This window comes from Shewanella sp. SR43-4 (assembly GCF_014163845.1).
Taxonomy (GTDB): Bacteria; Pseudomonadota; Gammaproteobacteria; order Enterobacterales; family Shewanellaceae; genus Shewanella; species Shewanella vesiculosa.
Window position 1 is genome coordinate 1 of sequence record NZ_JACJEB010000004.1, and the last position, 20,653, is coordinate 20,653.

Below are 20,653 nucleotides of genomic sequence, written 5' to 3' on the forward strand. Positions count from 1 at the left end.
CTCATTCGGCACCACTTTAAGCATATTCAGTTCAACTTGATCGACATTTTTGCCTGGGGCAAATTTAGTCCGGTTTGCTAACCTAAAAATATGCGTGTCAACGGCAATGGTTGGCCAACCAAAAGCGGTATTGAGTACTACATTGGCCGTTTTTCGTCCCACTCCAGGTAAAGCTTCTAATGCTTCTCGATTTTCGGGTACTTCACCAGCATGTAAATCAATCAGCATTTTACAGGCGTTAATCACATTAATGGCTTTGTTATTGTATAAGCCAATGGTTTTAATATATTGCTTGAGCCCGTCAACGCCTAAGTCGTAGATTGCTTGAGGCGTATTGGCAATTGGAAACAATTTATCAGTGGCTTTATTGACACTGACGTCAGTTGCTTGTGCTGATAATGTGACCGCAACTAAGAGCTCAAATGGACTGGAAAAATTAAGTTCGGTCTCAGGTTTAGGGTTATTGTCCCTTAATCGGCAGAGAATTTGATGGCGTTTATCTTTATTCATAATAATCGGTCAATTTATCGTTAAGTTAACGGCCGCTGTCGGTTAACAGCGGTTGAGTATTAGTTGACTTTAGTGATCCGAGCCCGCGTAACACCAACTACTTCAGCTTTAGGTTGCATGGCTTTTACTCGGCTGTCGATGACATTTTTAAGGGCGATTAGTAATCCCATGCCAATGAATGCTCCTGGCGGTAACATGGCCAATAAAAATGGCGTGTCTACCTGCCATACATGAATGGTCAAGATACTGGCCCAATCACCTAATAATAGATCTGCACCGTCAAAAAGAGTCCCTTGACCAATGAGTTCACGGCTTGCACCTAACACTACCAATACTGCGGTAAATCCCAAGCCCATCATCAATCCATCGAACGTCGAGTGGGCTAATGAATTACGCGATGCAAATGCTTCAGCGCGACCTATGATGACGCAGTTAGTGACGATCAAGGGTAAGAAAATACCTAATGATAAATATAAATTATAGGCATAAGCGTTAATCAGTAATTGCACACAAGTCACCAGTGCAGCAATGATCATCACAAATACCGGGATTCGAATTTCTTTAGGAACAAAATCGCGCACTAAAGAGACTAAAATATTTGATCCAACTAATACCAACAAAGTGGCCACACCTAAACCTAACGCGTTAGTAATGGTGGCAGTAACGGCAAGTAGTGGACATAGGCCTAAGAGTTGCACTAACCCTGGATTGTTTTTCCATAGCCCTTGAGCGGCTATTTCACGATAATTACTCATGGCTGGCCTCACAGGCATAATGACTTTGGTACAGTGTTTGACGATGTTGTTCAATAAACGTCATCGCTTTAGTAATGGCTTTAACATAAGCGCGCGGAGTAATGGTTGCACCGGTAAATTGATCAAACTGGCCACCGTCTTTTTTTACTTTCCACATGCTGGTGTTGTCTTTAAATAATTTGCCACTGAAATGGGTCACCCAATCAGATTTACGAAGATCGATTTTATCACCTAACCCAGGAGTCTCTTGATGGGAAAGGGTTCGCACACCTAATATTTCCCCTTGGTTATCAACGCCGATAATCAGTTTTATCTCGCCATTATAGCCATCTGGTGCAATTGCTTCTATTGCGATAGCGACAGGTTGATCACCCTGATAAGCAAGATATGCCGGTAAATCGGCTTCTGTGCCTAATAGTTCTGGCGAGTTAACCAAAATACATTGCTCACTGAGTACATTATCGTGTAACTGGGGCGGAATGATTTGGTTGAGAATCAAGGTTAATTGTTTTTGCTGTTGCAATGAAATCGTGTCGCTGGTTAACGCATGCACTAAGGCTACAAGACCTGTGCAACACAAGGCAAATAGGCCCAGTAAAAGACCATTTTTAATCATCGGGTTAGTGGTTAAAATAGACATAATTAATTTCCTGCTCGATGACCATAACTGCGAGGGCGAACATAATAATCGATAAATGGTGCGCACATATTCGCTAGTAACACTGCAAATGCGACAGCATCAGGATAGCCGCCAAACGTTCTTATTAAGTAAATAAGTAAGCCTATCATGGCGCCAAATATTAGACGACCACGAGTACTCGTTGCCGCAGTCACAGGGTCCGTGGCAATAAAAAATGCCGCCAGCATGGTTCCCCCAGAAAATAAATGCATCGTAGGGCTCACGAAGGTATCAGGGCTGATTAAAAAGCCAATACTGGCACAAACAAATAAGCTCAAAAGAATTGATCCGCTTATGTGCCAGCGGATCACCTTGAGCTTCAGCATGACTATGCCGCCAATGAGATAGGCGAGATTGACCCAAAACCAACCTTCGCCAACAGTGCCAGAAAAGATAGTCTTAGTCATACTTTCTGTTGTAGTCAGGCCCATCGACAGGTCGGTTTTTAGGGTATCTAGTGGCGTGGCCATCGTTGTGCCATCAATCGCAAGATGGAAATAGTCTGCAGCGTAGCCAGTGTTTAATTGAAAGATACTGTTGAACGTATGCAACATATCGGCGCTGTTGAGGGCTAATGTTTGCGGGGCAACCCATGATGTCATTTGCACTGGAAATGAGATCAACAGCAGTACGTATGCAGCCATAGCAGGGTTAAAGACATTATTGCCCAATCCACCATAGAGCTGCTTGACAATCACAATCGCAAATAATGTCCCGATAACGATCATCCACCAGGGTGCTAAAGGCGGAATTGCAACCGCCAGTAAGCTTGCCGTCACCAATGCGCTATTATCCGCTAAGATTGCCGTTATATTTTTGTGACGTAACTTTATTACTGCAGCTTCAGCGAGATAAGCTACTGTGATGGCGAGTAATAATTGAACTAAGGTACCATAGCCAAAATAATAGCTTTGTACAGCAATCCCGGGGATCAAGCATAGCGCAACGCGCTTCATCACTGTATTGGTTTGCGATGTTGAACTGACATGTGGTGATGAGGCAATTTTAAATGCCATAGTGGTTATTCCTCTTGCTTAGCACTGTTAGCGAGTTTCTTGGCTTTCGCTTTGGCGACAGCGGCGGCAATTTTGGCTTTTTTGTCATCAATAGGAGCTTCGCTATTGGTCATATCAACATCACTAGCGGTCTTAATCGCCTGATTGACGACGGTAGATGATACGGCTGACTCATCTGTTTGCGTCAACTCATTAGCTAATGCTGCTTTTTTAGCTTTTGCTTTAGCCACTGCGGCAGCGATTTTAGCTTTTTTGTCATCGACAGGAGCGGCGTTAATACTGCTATCTGTTGCACTGGGGCTATTTATCGCCTCAGCCGCAACAGCACTATCAGGCTCAGCTGGGTTATCGGTTGCAGCCGATTCATTCGCTAACGCGGCTTTTTTGGCTTTTGCTTTAGCCACCGCAGCAGCGATTTTAGCTTTTTTGTCATCAACATGAGCGACGTTAATACTGCTATCTGTTGCACTCGGGGTATTTATCGCCTCAGCCGTAACAGCACTATCAGACTCAGCAGGGTTATCGGTTGCAGCCGATTCATTAGCTAACGCTGTTTTTTTGGCTTTTGCTTTAGCCACCGCAGCAGCGATTTTAGCTTTTTTGTCATCGACAGGAGCGGCGTTAATACTGCTATTTGTTGCACTCGGGTTATTTATCGCCTCAGCCGCAACAGCACTATCAGGCTCAGCTGGGTTATCGGTTGCAGCCGATTCATTAGCTAACGCGGCTTTTTTGGCTTTTGCTCGAGCTACCGCAGCGGCAATTTTTGCTTTCTTGTCGTCGATATTATCAGCGGAATGATCAGCAGTTGCCTCTGTGACATCAGCTTGCTTATCAGCTAAAGACTGAGCTGCAATAGCGGCTTTTTTAGCTTTAGCCCGCTCAATTGCTGCACTAACCGCGGTTTTCTTCGCGTCCGGACTGTCCACAGCTACACTTGGTGCATCGGTAATGTTTGTGTGTGTTGTGACTGAGTCCTTTGTCGCATCTGCTGTTTGAGCCTTTTTAGCAGCAATACGTGCCATTGCAGCGGCAACGGCATCTTTGTCGCTCGATTTCATATTCGCTTGGCGTTTAGCCGCCGCTTGCTTAGATTTTTCTTCTCGAGCCGTTTTTTCATCTTCAAGTCGTTGCAGGCGCACTTCAAAACGTTGTTTTGCTCTTTCAGCTTGTAGTTTTTCTTCTGCAGTATTTTTCAGCGCAGATTTAGCCACGCGATAGTATTCTACTAATGGAATATCACTTGGGCATACGTAACTGCAACAACCACATTCTATGCAGTCTTTTAAGTTAAAGCTGGCAGCCTTATCGTATTCTTCGGCCTTTGCATGCCAAAATAATTGCTGAGGTAGCAATAATGCCGGGCAGGCAACTGCACACTCACCACATCGAATACAGGCTTTCTCATCGGCGTCTGGGGCGATTTCAGCTTGGCTGGGGGTCAGTAAGCAGTTAGTACCTTTTAATATTGGCACATCGAGATCTGCTAGTGCGTATCCCATCATTGGGCCACCCACAATGACTTTTTGGCCATTATCTGGGGCAAAGTTGACTTGATTTAGAGCATCGGCCACCGTTGTTCCTATGCGAAGCCAATAGTTTCCTGGTTTTCCGACGCGTTCCCCAGTGAAAGTGACAACGCGTTCAATAAGTGGCTTACCTTGTAAAACGGCTTCTTGAATCGCATAGGCGGTACCGACGTTATGCATCACAATACCAAGTTGGGCTGGAATGGCTCCACTGGGTACTTCTTTACCGGTAATAATTTGAATCAGTTGTTTTTCACCGCCAGAAGGATATTTGGTCGGAATAACCGTGACGCGAATAATATCATTAGGCAATGTACTGCGAGTAATTGCCGCTTGCATTGCTTTTGCTGCTTCAGGTTTATTATCTTCAATAGCGATAACAATGCGCTGAGGATTGAGTAAGTGATGAATAATGTTGATCCCAGTTAAGATCTCATCACTGTAATCGCGCATTAATCTGTCATCGGCGCTGATGTAGGGTTCACACTCGACACCATTAATAATCACTAAATCTATTTCACTGGCAGGGTTAAGTTTTACGTGGCTGGGAAACGCTGCGCCGCCCATACCCGCAATACCCGCTTGTTTAATTTTGTCTAAAATAGCCGGCCTTGACAGTTGTTCAAGCTGGTTTGGTATTAATTCACACCAAGTATCTTGACCATCAGCTTCGATGATGCAGCTTAACACTGGCAATGTAGAAGCATGGTTACTGTTATGTTGCTCTATGGCGACAACCACACCAGAGGTAGGCGCGTGAACAGGCAAATAAGTAAAGCCTGCTCCTTCAGTGAGAGCTTGACCTTTGAGTACGTGGTCACCCACCTTGACACTCATGGTCGCAAGTTGGCCGACGAGGGGAACCGGTACGACAAATCGCGATGGCAAGGGTAACGATGATATTACGCTTTGATTGGATAATGTTTTCAGTTCAGGTGGATGGATCCCGCCAGGAGAGCGCCACAAATGACCTTTATCTAATTGCTCTAATAACGTTAACACCGTTTATCCTCTTGCTGTTGATCGATTACGCTTATTGGAATTGCGCGTAATTTCCAATCCCAATTTTGTATAGTGGTTTCAACGGGGATCATGTCAATACAATCGACGGGACAAGGTTCAACGCATAAATCGCAGCCAGTACAATCTTTGGCAATCACGGTATGCATTAATTTTCCAGCCCCTAAAATAGCGTCGACTGGGCATGCTTGAATACATTTAGTACAGCCAATACATTCATCTTCGCGGATATAAGCCACTTTCTTCACATTGGCTTGGGCTGCTTCACCTAATGGTTCCGGTTCTACGCCCATGAGTTCGGCAATCTTTTCCATGGTAGCAGTACCACCAGGAGGGCATTTATTGATTTTATCGCCATTGGCAATGGCTTCGGCGTAGGGCCGGCAACCCGGATAACCACATTGTCCACACTGAGTCTGTGGCAGCAGGGTGTCAACTTGATCAACAATAGGATTGCCTTCGACTTTAAATTTCTTCGATGCAAAGCCTAAAATGACTCCAAATGCTAACGCTAAAACGGTCAATATCGCTACAGCAATGAATATACTCGACAACATTAGTTAACCAGCCCCGCAAACCCCATAAAGGCTAATGACATTAAACCTGCAGTGATCATCGCAATCGCACCACCTTGAAAAGGTAAGGGCACGTCTGCAGCAGCCAAGCGCTCACGCATGGCTGAAAATAAAATTAACACTAGAGAAAAACCAACAGCAGCACCAAAACCATAAATAGCCGATTCAATAAAGTTATGGTCTTCATTAACGTTAAGCAATGCCACGCCTAATACCGCGCAATTGGTGGTAATAAGCGGTAGATAAATTCCCAAAGCACGATGTAAAGACGCGCTGGTTTTTTGCACCACCATTTCAGTGAATTGTACGACAACAGCAATCACTAAAATAAAGCTCATGGTGCGTAAATAGCTTAAGTCAAAAGGTTGCAGTAAAAATTCGTTGGTTAAATAACTCAGAATAGAAGCGAGGGTCAACACAAACGTGGTGGCCATTGACATGCCGATCGCCGACGCTAATTTGCTCGACACCCCCATAAAAGGGCATAGACCTAAGAATTTTACCAGAACGAAGTTATTTACCAGCACTGTGCCGATCAACAGGAGAAGATACTCTGTCATTGCTACAATTTTTTTGACCAATAGATACGAGTATTATCTTAGGTTTGGCGCCGATAAACAACGGATAAAAAATAAGGTTAAACATAAAATGTTTAACCTTAGAATAAAAGCGATATATTTACCGTATATTAACGTTGTTTTTACTGTTTATTTAACAATAACTCAGGTTTAGCAATATAATAACCTTGCATACCATCTACTAACAGTTTTTCTAACGTCAGCTTTTCGTCTTGTTTTTCAACCCCAGTAGCGATAACGCGGATACTGATGCGTTTAGCGATATCGACAATCATCCGGACAAAGAACTTATTATTATTGTCCTGTTCGATATTGTCACTGTAACTACTGTCTAACTTGATAAAATCAGGACGAACCTCTCGGAAAAATTTAAATGATGTAAAGCCTAAACCAAAGCGCTCGATAGCCACTTTTGCTCCAGCTTTGTGTATCTCGTTTACAAAATTATGGCTAGATTCTAAATTGGTTTGCATGCCTGATTCATTCAGTTCAAACACCAATCGAGCCGCTGTGCCTCGATTTTTAGTTAATATGTCTTTAAGCCACATGGTAAAACCGTCTTGATGTGCTGAAGAAGCACTGATATTAACTCCCATGTGGCCTGAAATGCTTGGGTTCTCACTCAACACCTTAATGGTTTGTGTCACGATCATTTTATCTAATTCAACACTCATCCCATATCGTTCAGCCATTGCAATAACAGTGGTCGTGGGTAAATGTTTACCTTCGACATTATAAAAGCGTGCTAATAATTCACGGTAAACTTCAGTCGCATTATTACAAGGTTGGATAGGTTGTTGATAAAACTTAATACTTCTTCGATTAATTAAGTCATCTATAGTGATTTTCCAATGTTCCGTGCTTATTTGCTCACTACCCGATAGTTTCTCTAATTGATAGTAACGATTGGGCCCCATTGTTTGCGCCACGCTGACGGCCGTATCGGCTAATGCCATCAATGCCAATGGCTCGTTACCTTGCTGATAGGGCACCATACCAGCATGTGCAATGGAATCACTTTTAGTTGTTTGGGCATATTCATCTAAGTGGCGTTTAAGGTGTTCTAAAAATCGTTCGCCTTCTTTAAGTGAAATGTTGTCAATAAAAATAGCAAAATCACCACTTGAGATTCTAAAGCACTCACTCATTCCAAGATTAGCTAGCGATTTTCGAATACAGGTTGCCAATTTTGCTAAATAATCATCTCCAGCAGCACGTCCATGCAACTGATTGATGCTTGCCAGTTCAGCAGCCTTAACGACTATGAGTACACCATACTGTTGTTTATCCGTTTTACTAATTGCTTCAATATGTTGTGTAAAACGTTGTCGAGTTGAAAATCCACTGACGGGATCTTGATATGCGGCTTTAGTTAACTGTTCATTCTCTTTTCTGACACGATCTAAGTTGAGCTTTAATTGGCTGCGACAAATTTCCAGTGTATTACCCAGAGGTCTTAAAACACCTGGAAAGCGCGATTTCTCAATGGCGAGGAACGATAAATCAGGAATATGAGAGATGTATTCGGCAGCATATTTGATTCTTCGGCGGTGTAGTTGCATCAGCAATGCAAATAACAACATCAATGACACATAAGCGATAATCAATAAGGTTGCAGTTTGTTGTAAATCATCAAAACTGGCTGATAATACGCTCGCGGTATCTAATCTAACTTGTAAGCGACCGTCAGGAAAATTTTGTACATGACCTAATTCAATATTGAAGATTTCACTGGCGAAATCTCCCGCTGGACGAAGTAAGCTGCCATGAGTAAAATTGTTATTATTATCTGTTTTATCAATATATTGGAAAAATTGAAACGAAAATTTTTCAGACATAAGCTGGTATAGTGCTTCGCCACTCCCTTGCCACTGATCAATAGTTTGCACGTATTGCTGATAATTAACCCGTGCAATTTCACCTTGTTGTTGAACTTCATTATTTTCCACCGTAAAAATTCGGAAAATTAATAAACCGAAAACGATAAAAAGAACAAGCTGAAAGGATTTCGATAAGCCCATAAAACATCTATTCCTTGAGTATGTTTGGTTAAACTTGCTCGATCTGGCACAAACCTTGTGCTGCAGTGGTTCGAATGTCGTTTTTTAACCAAAAGTAAAATGCGCTATATAGTTTGTATAATAACCAATAATATCATAGCAGAAATGAGATTAAATAATGATTAATCTAAGGTTATATTTCCGATAGAAAATTTAACGATTGTAATCACAAAAATTTTAACATAAATGACCAATGATAAAGGATCATCAATGACAAATAAGATATTGAATTACATGGGAGGTTCGTAGGAGGGGAGCTTTAGCTGTGCGATGAAGTTAATAATAATGGCTCCCCAGACTGGACTCGAACCAGTGACATACGGATTAACAGTCCGCCGTTCTACCAACTGAACTACTGGGGAATTATTATTACTTATTTTAATCTTTGAAATGGCTCCCCAAACTGGACTTGAACCAGTGACATACGGATTAACAGTCCGCCGTTCTACCAACTGAACTATTGGGGAAGCGTATTATTTCAAATATGTTATCTCGATGGCTCCCCAAACTGGACTTGAACCAGTGACATACGGATTAACAGTCCGCCGTTCTACCAACTGAACTATTGGGGAATCGTTTCGATAACAGTAAATATTGGCTCCCCAAACTGGACTCGAACCAGTGACATACGGATTAACAGTCCGCCGTTCTACCAACTGAACTATTGGGGAATTATATTTACATCTCAACTTACTTTTACTAAATGGCTCCCCAGACTGGACTCGAACCAGTGACATACGGATTAACAGTCCGCCGTTCTACCAACTGAACTACTGGGGAAGCGTTTTTAGCAATGTATTGCTGAGAACGGAGCGCATAGTAAAACGCTCTGGTAACTGAGTCAACTCGAGTTATAAAAAAAAACGCATTTATGTGACTAATTGGTTACCAAACACACATCGTGAACGACTTTTGCTCGTTTGTGGTGATATTTTGACAATGAAAACAAAATTAATCACTTACTCATAAAATGGATTGTCGAACACTAACGATGCTGTTTATGTCAATTTCTTTGGGGAGTAGGTAGTTTGTGGTTGAAATTTGTTCGACTGACTTGATTTGTCTCTTTGTAAAAGAATGTGGCACAAGTTTTAGCGACAAAGTCTCTCAATAAGCATATATCGAGCAATAAATTGTTCGTTGATACATTAGACTACTTAGCTAATCTCTTGAGATCACGTTTGTGGTCACTTTTACTGTAGCACCGCTCACTCATGACGCTTAACTCCATCTGATGATTTCCATCTTGATGCCTCATCATATTAAAGTGATTATTCAAGTGCTGATATTTCGGCTAAGAGCTAGCTCAGTTTAACTAATGTATTTAAGAGAATGAACATTAACATTAATGAAATGGGTATCGAAAGTAGATGACTCAGAGATGGGATCGTAAGCTTGATCGATATTCAATCGATTGCTAAAGTAATTGTAGATTATCGAATTTAGCTATTCTTGACCCAATAGGTGAACTATTGTCGCTATCTTTCGTATTAATCTGCAAATGTAATTAAATTTCATCACAAATTTCTTACGCTTTTATGAAACTCACTTGGTCGCTACCCCGCAGCAGTATTGAACTTTATTGACTTATCCACTAAATCTGTGGATAAACTTGTGGACTTCTTATGTAAATGAGCGGCAACCCCTTATTGCGCTTGAGTCGGACTTAAATTGGTACAATTATTTAGCGATAAGTTAAGTTGTATTTAATCAACTAGATACAAAAATCAATAACTTTCTTTTGTCACTGTTCTCTCAGTTGCAAAATTGTAATCTCTTTGGACAGTAGATTGTGTATTAAATTATGATTTAAGTTAGTTTTTCGGCGTATTACAGTGATTTAATCATGACCTTATCCATTTGTTTATAACTTTCACTTTAGGATCTTTATTTTGTCACATTACAGTGCTAAGTCGCTGATATTGATCTGAATAAAACATGCCCCAATTAATGGCTATAATGCGCTTTTAGGATTCATTTTGGCATAGCTTTAAATGATAAGAGAAGCTGTGCAATGATATTTTATATCGCCATTTGCTTGTTTTTGGGTATATCATAAACAGTTAATTAAAATAGGAAGCCGTGTTGTGTCAGAGTCCGTTTTTTCCCTAGAGTCCAAATTTGAACCCGCCGGCGATCAACCTACAGCGATAAAAAAATTAGTTGATGGTTTAGAATCCGGTGTGGCTAGCCAAACGCTACTCGGCGTTACTGGATCGGGTAAAACATACACAATCGCCAATGTCATTAAGCAAATGGGGCGGCCAACTATTATCATGGCGCCTAACAAAACCCTTGCAGCTCAGCTCTATGGTGAGATGAAAGAGTTTTTTCCACATAATGCGGTTGAATATTTTGTATCCTACTACGATTACTATCAACCTGAAGCCTATGTTCCTGCGTCTAATACCTTTATAGAAAAAGATGCATCTGTGAATGCTCACATAGAGCAAATGCGTCTATCGGCCACTAAAGCGCTTTTAGAGCGTAAAGATGTGGTGCTCATCGCCTCGGTATCAGCTATATACGGTTTAGGTGATCCCGACTCTTATATGAAGATGCTATTACATTTGCGCCAAGGTGATTTTATGGGGCAACGGGACATCCTCATCCGACTCAGTGAATTGCAATACAAACGCAATGATATTGAATTACAACGCGGCACATATCGAGTTCGTGGTGAAGTGATTGATATTTTTCCGGCAGAATCTGAACGTGAAGCGATTCGAATTGAATTGTTTGACGATGAAATAGAACGTTTAAGCGAATTTGATCCTTTGACTGGACAGATTAACAAGCGAATCGCACGCACCACTATTTATCCTAAAACCCACTATGTTACCCCGCGAGAAAAAATTCTTGCCGCCACGGAAGAGATAAAGGAAGAGCTACGAGAACGCCGTCAGTATTTACTTGATAACAATAAATTGATTGAAGCTCAGCGGATCACTGAACGGGTTCAATATGACATTGAAATGATGGTCGAGCTGGGTTACTGCTCTGGAATTGAAAATTACTCGCGATATTTATCCGGTCGATCATCTGGAGATGGTCCACCAACTTTACTTGATTACCTTCCTGCAGATGGTTTACTGATCATTGATGAATCACATGTCACAGTGCCGCAAATCGGCGCTATGTACAAAGGTGACCGAAGCCGAAAAATGAACTTAGTAGAGTATGGCTTTCGATTACCATCTGCATTGGATAATCGGCCATTAATGTTCGAAGAGTTTGAGCGATTAATGCCGCAAACTATTTTTGTTTCGGCGACACCTAGTTTATATGAACTTGAAAAAAGTACCGGAGAGATAGCAGAGCAGGTGGTAAGGCCTACGGGATTGCTCGACCCTGTTTTAGAAGTGCGTCCTGTGGGTATCCAAGTTGACGATTTATTGTCTGAGATCCACAAACGTGTGGCGGTGAATGAAAGGGTGCTGGTTACCACATTGACCAAACGGATGTCAGAAGATCTGAGTGAATACCTTGATGAACATGGCATAAAAGTGCGCTATCTGCATTCTGACATTGATACCGTTGAGCGGGTTGAGATTATCCGAGATTTACGTTTAGGGCGTTTTGACGTACTGATTGGGATTAACTTATTACGTGAGGGCTTAGATTTACCAGAAGTATCATTAGTCTGTATTTTAGATGCCGATAAAGAGGGTTTTTTACGTTCCGAACGCTCACTTATCCAAACCATTGGTCGTGCGGCCCGTAATGTTAACGGCAAAGTTATTTTATATGCAGATCGCATAACCAACTCAATGGCTAAAGCCATGGGGGAAACGGAGCGTCGACGCGAAAAACAACACCTACACAATGTGGCCAATGGGATTGTGCCGCGAGGTGTGGTGAAAAGTATTACAGATGTGATGGATGTTGGTGATAGCAACTTCAGTAAAGGTACACGTAAAAATCATTCTAAATTTGCTGAAGTCGCAGAAGAGCGCGCTAAATACACCAGTATTGCTGATTTGAGTCATCAAATTGATAAACTTGAAAAACAAATGCATGAGCATGCTAAAAATTTAGAGTTTGAGCAAGCCGCTGCTGTGCGTGACGACGTTAAACATTTACGAGATCTGATTATTGTTAATAGCTAACAAGTTCAAAATATAATCCCTGTCTGCTGCCAGACGGGGAAGGATCTCATGTGATCACAAACAACTGCATCGGTAAATTATTCTAAAACTGCTCATAAAAAAACGCGCCAATTGGCGCGTTTCTGTTGTTGCATATTATTGAGCTAATTAGAAACTGGCTGAGCGTGGGGCACGTGGGAACGGGATAACATCACGAATGTTGTTAACGCCAGTAACATACGATACCAAACGTTCAAAACCTAGACCAAAGCCTGCATGAGGTACTGTGCCATAGCGACGTAAGTCGCGATACCACCAGTAATCTTCTTGGCTTAAATCCATTTCAGCTAAACGCTTATCAAGCACGTCTAAACGCTCTTCACGTTGCGCACCACCGATGATCTCACCAATGCCTGGTGCTAACACGTCCATAGCGGCAACTGTCTTGCCGTCATCATTTAAGCGCATGTAGAAAGCTTTAATGTCTTTCGGGTAGTTTTTTACTACCACAGGTGCTTTAAAGTGTTCTTCAGCTAGGTAGCGTTCGTGCTCAGACTGTAGATCGATACCCCATTCGACTGCGAATTCAAACTTCTTACCGCAGTTTTTAAGGATTTCAACCGCATCAGTGTAATCCACTTGGGCGAAATCACTGCTCACAAAGGCTTGTAAACGTTCAATAACGGTTTTATCAATACGCTCATTAAAGAAGGTTAAGTCATCCATACGCTCTTCAAGTACCGCACTGAAAGCGAACTTAAGCATTTTTTCCGCTAACTCAGCCGCATCGTCTAATGTAGCAAACGCCACTTCAGGCTCAACCATCCAGAATTCTGCAAGATGGCGAGTTGTGTTGGAGTTTTCAGCACGGAAAGTCGGGCCAAAGGTATACACTTTAGACAATGCACAAGCATAGGTTTCTGCGTTCAACTGACCCGATACGGTTAAGAATGCTTCTTTACCGAAAAAATCTTTATCGTAATCAACTTTACCTGCGTCAGTACGTGGAAGATTTTCCATGTCTAACGTCGACACGCGGAACATTTCACCTGCGCCTTCACAATCAGAAGCGGTAATAAGCGGGGTAGATACCCAGATAAAACCTTCTTGGTGATAGAAACGATGGATTGCTTGCGATAAACAGTTACGAACTCGAGCTACAGCACCAATAATATTGGTACGTGGGCGTAAATGGGCGAGTTCACGAAGATGCTCAATAGAATGACGTTTAGCCGACATTGGATAAGTATCTGGATCATCAACAAATCCAGTCACTACGATTTCAGATACTTGTAATTCAAATGCTTGGCCGGCACCTGGAGAGGCTACCACTTCACCTGTCATCACAACAGAGCAGCCTGCAGTCAATTTCAATACATCGTCATTGTAATTGGCTAGGCTATTTGGCACGACACCTTGAATAGGGTCGAAACATGAACCGTCATAAACGGCCAAGAAAGAGATACCCGCTTTTGAATCACGACGAGTTCTTACCCAGCCACGTATAGTGACATGTGAACCAACGGCGTGTTCAGCTTTAAATACAGAAGCGACAGATGCAATGCTCATTGTTGCTTTATTCTCCAACGTATAGAATATAAATATAAAATTTGGGTTTATCTTACCTTGCTGGTGGCTTTTCTCAAGCTGAAAACGCTATTCTATAAAGATTATTGTGATACTTTTGAGTAAGTCGATTAAATATTTGGCGAATTAGCCTCGTATTCTCTCGTTAACCAAGGAAAAGGCCATGTCTCGTTTAGGTATTATACAAGTGGTGTTGACTATTTTGTCATTATTAGGCTGGAGCTTAGCCATTTATGCATTGATTATCTTTGGCGAAGCCAGACCCGATAGAGCCGTAGGGTACTTTTTGAGTAAGGGCGCCACGGTCCGCTTGAACTGGGATCCACAGTTAACCATTAAATTAGAATACCTAATTTGGTGGTGTGCCGGTGTTAGTTTTCTCAACCTGCTGGTAAATTTTTATGCTAAGGCCACTACGCGCATAGGGTTTTGGGTTAATATTCCGTTGTTGTTTTTGGTGTCAGTGTCTGCGGGTTTGTACATTCGTTACGTGGTGTAGATGTGTAGATTAATGCTCATGCAGAAGCCAATAAAAGTGGTTACCGTTTGGGTGTTGAATTGGATTTTTATTTAAATCGCTAATGTTATAGGCTTAATTGACATCGATATGACGACACAATAAGTCGATAATGGCGGCGGTAACCCCCCAAATAAACTTGTCTTCAAAAGGCATAAAGTGAACTTGATACCTTGCCCCATGACGGTAATGAAACATGTTATGGCGGTTGCTGCGCTCAATAAAAAAATTGAGTGGTACCAAAAAGCAATCTTCAACCTCACCAGGATCTAGCACCAATTCAAAAGGCTGCTTTACCATCGCCACCACAGGGGTAATTTCAAAACCAGTAAAGGTTTTGTGCGCAGGAAAAATCCCTAGAATATCGACATTTTCAGGCTGTAATCCTATTTCTTCGTGCGCTTCGCGCAGTGCCGTATGAATAATATCCCTATCATTTGGCTCAACTTTACCGCCAGGAAAGCTGATTTGACCAGGATGGTGACGTAAATGCATAGGACGCCGAGTTAACATAATATGCAGTTGCTGATCGACTTCCATTACTGCAATTAACACCGCGGCTTGACGACCAAGAAATGATTTGGGCGCAGAGGTGATGGTTGAGCGCAGCCGATGTAAGTTATAGCGTAAAGTGAATTCGTGTTTATTCATTGGTAACGTCTGGATCCTATTTATTATATCTGGCTGTTTTAGTCGTAAATAGTCACAATCATTCGATGGTATCTACCAAAGCTTAACCAGCATAACGGAGCCATTTAATGGTGGCATTTTACCACAATGCTCGATATGAGTGGGCTTAGATATCTTATAGAAAAACAACACCTGTTATAAATTTAATAGCATACAATACCCCGTCTATAGTAAATCAATATTTCGTTCCTATTTTATTAATCTTTCATCAATAGCAGGCAAATGCTATAGGTGGCTAATCAGTGGTCTACTGATGATCATTAATTCATCTGGAAGTCTCTTCTATTTAGCTGCGCTATTTTATGGCAATAGCAAAGCAAACTTTATGATGTTATGCACTTTTTTTGTATCTTCTGCACTATTTCTGTGCGATAACTAATCGCAGATTAGCGTCACAAGTAACAATATTTGTTAAATTGAATTTAATTAACCATCTGATTTATAAGTAATATGTTTTGTCATTTTACTGCCATTAATCTGTAGTCAATTTGTTATGATTAACTGGCATGGTAACTGCTGTATTTTCAGTAGTTAATTCACGCGAGGAGGACAAATATGGAGCTAGAAAAGTTACTGTATTTGCAAGGCGTAGGGGCAGAGTTTATCGATTGTTTCGGTAATCTTGTTCATATACCCGCTAAGGACAGGCAGGGTATTTTAACCACAATGTTGTTACCATCTTCAGGTCATCAACATGCTTTTAGCGGTCATAGCGAAGCGTTATGTCATCTCAATGAGTCTTATCATCAACCATTATCAGAGTCACAGGTTGCAGCTAAGATCAGCCAGCTCGATATCCAACCTTGGTTAAAGTCACTGCATAACTTTCAATGGTGTTTAATTGATAAGCCTCATGTTGATATTTACTTACCAGAGCGTGACTCAGGTGCTTTTAGCATCAAGATCCACAATGAAAATACACAATCTATCTCGATCTCTGCACAGGTCAATGACTGTATTGTTGTCGGTGAATACCATATTAACGGTCAGCGTTATTGTCAGTATCGCTTATTTTTCGTTCATCCCAGCCTGCAGTTAGGATACTACTCATTGAGTTTATCCTTTATCAATGATCCTGCTCATCCTGATGTGTTGCATGGGCAATTAATGGTCTCTCCATCTATGGCCTATCAAGGTCGTTTAGCACAAACAGATAAACAGTTTTGGGGACTGAATGCGCAGCTTTATGCATTACGTAATGATGCGCAATGGGGCATAGGCGATTTTGGCAATTTAGCCGAACTGATTGATTACGCGGCTCATGCTGGTGCTGATTTTATTCTGCTTAATCCACTTCATGCTTTAGACATCAGCCAGCCAGATAATCCCAGTCCATATAGCCCAACGGATCGTCGTCGTTTAAATCCCTTATACATACAAATTGAAGCCGTTGGTGAATATAACGCCCTTGATGGGGAGTTATTATCACAAAAATGGCAACAAAAAAGACAGATCCTCAATCAAGCTCATTTGATTAACTATGATGAAGTTCAGCTGTTAAAATATGCTGCATTTGAAAAACTGTATCAAATATTTTGCTTGGACCATGTTAAGTATGAAACCCCCAGATTTAAAGAGTATTTGGCATTCATAGAACAAGATAACGTTGCATTAATGCAATTTGTCACCATGGAATTGAAATTGGCATCTAAAAATTTCACTCATGATGCTGGGTTTTATTTATATCTACAGTTCATTGCCAATGAGCAATTACAAGCTTGTCAGCTTAATGCGAAGCAGTGCGGCATGAGTATTGGACTGATCCGTGATTTAGCTGTTGGTGCCATTAGCCACGGGGCGGAGGTGAGTGCAAATGTTGATTTTTTTTGCGATAACGCCAGTATCGGCGCGCCGCCAGATCCGTTTGCCGAGCAAGGCCAAAATTGGGGCTTAACTCCATTTGATCCGGTCAAATTAAAACAACATGACTTTAGCCACTTTATCCAACTGGTTCGCAGTAATATGCAAAGTTGCGGAGCCTTGAGGATCGACCATGTCATGGGGTTGCTGCGTCTATGGTGGTGGCCGTTACAGGACGATTTAGGCAATGGCAGCTATGTCTATTACCCGCTTGAAACCTTACTAGCTATTGTGTGTTTAGAAAGCCAACGGGCGCGTTGTGTCGTTATTGGTGAGGACTTAGGCATAGTTCCGCCAGAAATAGTGGCTTGTTTGCGTGACGCGGGTATTTTTTCGAACGAATTATTCTATTTCTGTAAAGATTATCACGGCTTCAAGTCTCCACAAGAACACAAGCGCCAGAGCTTGATGATGCTAGCTAATCATGATGTTCCTACATTATTTGCCTGGTGGTCTGGCGACGATTTACGTCTACGACGTCAGCTTAATTTGATCGAAACCGATGATAAATTACAGCAGCTTTTAGCGCAGCGTCAGCAAGAAAAAATACAATTAGTCGATTTACTTATCCGCGAACATGGGTTTGAGTTACCACTGCCCACATCTTCAGTGGATGAATTAGAGTTTGACAGTGTGTTACTGGCTTGGATAAGTGTTGCCGCCAAAGGCAATGCACAATTGTTTAGTGTGCAATTAAGTGACTTAGTCGCTGATAAGCATGGGGTTAATATTCCTGGTACTTGGAAAGAGTTCCCTAACTGGCAGCGCAGGTTACCTTTGTCTATTAAGCAAATGTCCCAAAGTCCTAAAGTACAACAACGTCTTGAAGCGATAGCTTGTGCACGACAACCTCGCAGCAACGCCCGAAGCAGCGTTAGTGCTGTAAACATTCCCTCATCCGATACACTCGGCCATTAATGGATCACTGATTATGACTGTAGCGACCCCGTATTTTCAGCAAGATAGTGAAATAGCCTTATTAAATGGTGAGTACACTGACGTGTTTTCATTACTTGGTATGCACAGTAGTAGTGATAATAAAGGATTAATTGTTCGTTGCTTACTTCCCGGTGCACTGAGTATCGATGTGTTAAACGCAAAAGATCTCCGTAAAGTGGCCAGTCTTGAACAGGTTAATCAACAAGGTTTGTTTGCCGGTAAAATGGGCCGCAGAGTGAAACCTTTTGGTTACTTATTGCGAGTGCAATACCCACTGTGTGAACAGCTCATCAATGATCCTTATCAGTTTGATAGTTTACTCAATCCTGATGATGTGTATTTATTCGGTGAAGGTAGTCAGTTACAAACTTATCATTTTCAAGGGGCTAACTGGCGCGAGCATCATGATGTTAAAGGTGTGCATTTTTGTGTGTGGGCGCCAAATGCCAAGCAAGTGGCTGTGGTGGGCGATTTTAACTTATGGGACAAAAAACGCCATGTGTTGCGCCACCATCCTGCGAGTGGGTTGTGGGATATTTTTATTGCAGATGTTGAACCTGATCAACACTATAAGTTCGCTATTTGCGATGTTCATGGCAATGAGATTATTAAATCTGATCCCTATGCCGTTGCCATGCAACCGTCGCCGCACAATGCGTCAAAAATCCCTAATCTTGATCACTATGACTGGCAAGATGGCGAATGGTTAACTGAACGAGCTAGCCGTGAGCCTCATGCTCAACCTATGTCTATTTATGAAGTGCAATTAGCCTCATGGCGTCGTAGTGGTGATGACGGTCAAGATTACACCGATTATTCACAGCTCATTGCCGAACTGGTGCCGTATGTCAAAGAAATGGGCTTTACCCATTTGCAATTGATGCCGATCAGTGAGTATCCATTTGACGGTTCTTGGGGTTATCAACCTGTCGGGTTATTTGCGCCTACCTATCGCTTTGGCGACGCTAATGGTCTTAAAGCCTTTATCGATGAATGTCATTTGCAAGGTATTGCAGTATTGCTTGATTGGGTACCCGCACACTTTCCTCGAGATCCACACGGGCTGGTGAGATTTGATGGTAGCTGCTTATATGAACATGAAGATCCGCGCCGAGGTGAGCACCCTGATTGGGATACGCTAATTTATAATTATGGTCGCGCGGAAGTCCGCAGTTTCTTATACAGCAACGCCTATTACTGGCTAAACGAATTCCATTTTGATGGTTTACGCCTTGATGCTGTGTCGTCGATGTTATATCTCGATTACAGCCGCATAGCCGACCAATGGATCCCCAATGAACTGGGTGGCCGAGAAAACCTTCAAGCTATCAGCTTTCTACAAGAGCTTAATGCGCGCATGTACCAATGTTTTCCTGGCATTAATATGATCGCTGAGGAATCAACTGCGTGGCCAGGCGTGACTCAAGCGACCAGTAATAACGGCTTAGGTTTTGGTTTTAAATGGAACATGGGCTGGATGAACGACACACTGCGTTACATCAGCAGCGATCCTTTGTTCAGACGTTATCACCATGGTGAGCTGACATTTAGCTTAGTGTATGCCTTTACCGAACAATTTATTTTGTCGCTTAGTCATGATGAAGTGGTCCACGGCAAGGGGTCGTTATTACATAAAATCCCCGGCGACGATTGGCAGAAATTTGCTACGTTACGCGCTTATTACGGTTTCATGTGGGCACATCCGGGCAAAAAGTTATTGTTTATGGGCAATGAGTTTGCCCAGCGCAATGAGTGGAACCATAACCAGAGCCTTGACTGGCATTTATTAAACTATACGCCGCATCAAGGCGTGCAAGATTGGGTACGCGATCTCAATCAGTGTTATCAGCAATATCCTGCGTTATATCAACGCGATCACAACAGTGATGGTTTTCAATGGCTCGACTGCAATAATGCCGACGATAACATTTTAGTATTTTGTCGTTTTGGTATTGATAAACAACAACCTGTGGTGATTGTGGTCAACATGTCGCCACAGGTTTTTCACCACTTTAGAATTGGGGTGCCAACCGACCAGTCCTATAACGAAATACTTAACAGTGACCACCGTCATTATGGCGGCAGTCATGTTGTCAATGATGCAACGTATGAAATACAAGCAACAGAATGGCAAGGCATGCCTTACAGTTTAGTGATTACAGTGCCACCACTGGCATGCAGTATTTGGGCACCGGAACCGCATGAGTTGCCATAATAGTGCAACATGTTAAAACAGCAGGGTTTGACTTC

Annotated in this window: 14 protein-coding genes and 5 tRNA genes; 4 read left to right on the top strand and 15 right to left on the bottom strand. The window is 42.1% G+C overall.

The window, feature by feature from the left end; translation table 11 throughout:
- From nth to H5123_RS05360, 13 genes are all read right to left on the bottom strand, one after another.
- The coding region (gene nth / locus H5123_RS05300; protein WP_182697257.1) for an endonuclease III at window positions 1-510 on the bottom strand (510 nt) is incomplete at its 3' end.
- 59 nt (window positions 511-569) lie between these two features.
- A complete protein-coding gene (locus H5123_RS05305; protein WP_182697258.1) occupies window positions 570-1,265 on the bottom strand; it encodes an electron transport complex subunit E in 696 nt (231 codons plus the stop codon).
- Window positions 1,258-1,881 carry an electron transport complex subunit RsxG gene (gene rsxG / locus H5123_RS05310; RefSeq protein WP_182697431.1) on the bottom strand — a complete coding sequence of 208 codons (624 nt, stop codon included), beginning with the start codon at window positions 1,879-1,881 and terminating at the stop codon, window positions 1,258-1,260. Before rsxG ends, H5123_RS05305 begins: the two co-directional genes overlap by 8 nt.
- A 26-nt stretch (window positions 1,882-1,907) precedes the next feature.
- Window positions 1,908-2,960 (bottom strand): electron transport complex subunit RsxD, encoded by a 1,053-nt coding sequence (rsxD, locus tag H5123_RS05315; RefSeq protein ID WP_182697259.1) that lies wholly within the window; start codon window positions 2,958-2,960, stop codon window positions 1,908-1,910.
- 5 nt (window positions 2,961-2,965) lie between these two features.
- Window positions 2,966-5,491, bottom strand: a complete 2,526-nt coding sequence (gene rsxC, locus H5123_RS05320) for an electron transport complex subunit RsxC (RefSeq protein WP_182697260.1) — start codon at window positions 5,489-5,491, stop codon at window positions 2,966-2,968.
- Window positions 5,485-6,063 carry an electron transport complex subunit RsxB gene (gene rsxB / locus H5123_RS05325; protein ID WP_124015021.1) on the bottom strand — a complete coding sequence of 193 codons (579 nt, stop codon included), beginning with the start codon at window positions 6,061-6,063 and terminating at the stop codon, window positions 5,485-5,487. Before rsxB ends, rsxC begins: the two co-directional genes overlap by 7 nt.
- 2 nt (window positions 6,064-6,065) lie before the next feature.
- Window positions 6,066-6,644, bottom strand: a complete 579-nt coding sequence (rsxA, locus tag H5123_RS05330) for an electron transport complex subunit RsxA (protein ID WP_124014721.1) — start codon at window positions 6,642-6,644, stop codon at window positions 6,066-6,068.
- Between the two features lie 140 nt (window positions 6,645-6,784).
- Window positions 6,785-8,683, bottom strand: coding sequence for an EAL domain-containing protein (locus H5123_RS05335; protein WP_182697261.1), 1,899 nt, complete (start codon window positions 8,681-8,683; stop codon window positions 6,785-6,787).
- A 325-nt stretch (window positions 8,684-9,008) separates the two neighbouring features.
- Window positions 9,009-9,084: transfer RNA gene (locus tag H5123_RS05340), tRNA-Asn, on the bottom strand.
- Between the two features lie 29 nt (window positions 9,085-9,113).
- Window positions 9,114-9,189, bottom strand: a tRNA-Asn gene (locus H5123_RS05345).
- 29 nt (window positions 9,190-9,218) lie between these two features.
- A tRNA-Asn gene (locus H5123_RS05350) sits at window positions 9,219-9,294 on the bottom strand.
- 23 nt (window positions 9,295-9,317) lie between these two features.
- Window positions 9,318-9,393: transfer RNA gene (locus H5123_RS05355), tRNA-Asn, on the bottom strand.
- A 33-nt stretch (window positions 9,394-9,426) separates the two neighbouring features.
- Window positions 9,427-9,502, bottom strand: a tRNA-Asn gene (locus tag H5123_RS05360).
- A 1,307-nt stretch (window positions 9,503-10,809) separates the two neighbouring features.
- Between H5123_RS05360 and uvrB the strand changes: the two genes are divergently transcribed.
- Window positions 10,810-12,831: an excinuclease ABC subunit UvrB gene (uvrB, locus tag H5123_RS05365; protein ID WP_124014723.1), complete on the top strand. Its 2,022-nt coding sequence runs from the start codon at window positions 10,810-10,812 to the stop codon at window positions 12,829-12,831.
- A 147-nt stretch (window positions 12,832-12,978) separates the two neighbouring features.
- Here the strand turns inward: uvrB and asnS are convergent, their stop codons facing one another.
- Complete coding sequence (gene asnS, locus H5123_RS05370) at window positions 12,979-14,379, bottom strand: asparagine--tRNA ligase (RefSeq protein ID WP_124014724.1); 1,401 nt, start codon at window positions 14,377-14,379, stop codon at window positions 12,979-12,981.
- Window positions 14,380-14,560: 181 nt separating this feature from the next.
- Between asnS and H5123_RS05375 the strand changes: the two genes are divergently transcribed.
- Window positions 14,561-14,896: a hypothetical protein gene (locus H5123_RS05375; protein ID WP_124014725.1), complete on the top strand. Its 336-nt coding sequence runs from the start codon at window positions 14,561-14,563 to the stop codon at window positions 14,894-14,896.
- A gap of 93 nt (window positions 14,897-14,989) precedes the next feature.
- Here the strand turns inward: H5123_RS05375 and H5123_RS05380 are convergent, their stop codons facing one another.
- A complete protein-coding gene (locus H5123_RS05380; protein WP_182697262.1) occupies window positions 14,990-15,565 on the bottom strand; it encodes a CoA pyrophosphatase in 576 nt (191 codons plus the stop codon).
- 594 nt (window positions 15,566-16,159) lie between these two features.
- Between H5123_RS05380 and malQ the strand changes: the two genes are divergently transcribed.
- The gene (gene malQ / locus H5123_RS05385; RefSeq protein ID WP_182697263.1) at window positions 16,160-18,382 is read left to right on the top strand and encodes a 4-alpha-glucanotransferase; all 2,223 of its coding nucleotides are present in this window, start codon (window positions 16,160-16,162) and stop codon (window positions 18,380-18,382) included.
- Between the two features lie 10 nt (window positions 18,383-18,392).
- Window positions 18,393-20,618 carry a 1,4-alpha-glucan branching protein GlgB gene (glgB, locus tag H5123_RS05390; RefSeq protein WP_182697432.1) on the top strand — a complete coding sequence of 742 codons (2,226 nt, stop codon included), beginning with the start codon at window positions 18,393-18,395 and terminating at the stop codon, window positions 20,616-20,618.
- Window positions 20,619-20,653: the final 35 nt, after the last annotated feature.

What these genes read in the sequence shown, in the direction of transcription:
- H5123_RS05305 (WP_182697258.1), bottom strand. Translation starts at nt 1,265, where the DNA reads ATGAGTAATTATCGTGAAATAGCCGCTCAAGGGCTATGGAAAAACAAT.
- rsxG (WP_182697431.1), bottom strand. Translation starts at nt 1,881, where the DNA reads ATGATTAAAAATGGTCTTTTACTGGGCCTATTTGCCTTGTGTTGCACA.
- rsxD (WP_182697259.1), bottom strand. Translation starts at nt 2,960, where the DNA reads ATGGCATTTAAAATTGCCTCATCACCACATGTCAGTTCAACATCGCAA.
- rsxA (WP_124014721.1), bottom strand. Translation starts at nt 6,644, where the DNA reads ATGACAGAGTATCTTCTCCTGTTGATCGGCACAGTGCTGGTAAATAAC.
- H5123_RS05335 (WP_182697261.1), bottom strand. Translation starts at nt 8,683, where the DNA reads ATGGGCTTATCGAAATCCTTTCAGCTTGTTCTTTTTATCGTTTTCGGT.
- asnS (WP_124014724.1), bottom strand. Translation starts at nt 14,379, where the DNA reads ATGAGCATTGCATCTGTCGCTTCTGTATTTAAAGCTGAACACGCCGTT.
- H5123_RS05375 (WP_124014725.1), top strand. Translation starts at nt 14,561, where the DNA reads ATGTCTCGTTTAGGTATTATACAAGTGGTGTTGACTATTTTGTCATTA.
- H5123_RS05380 (WP_182697262.1), bottom strand. Translation starts at nt 15,565, where the DNA reads ATGAATAAACACGAATTCACTTTACGCTATAACTTACATCGGCTGCGC.
- malQ (WP_182697263.1), top strand. Translation starts at nt 16,160, where the DNA reads ATGGAGCTAGAAAAGTTACTGTATTTGCAAGGCGTAGGGGCAGAGTTT.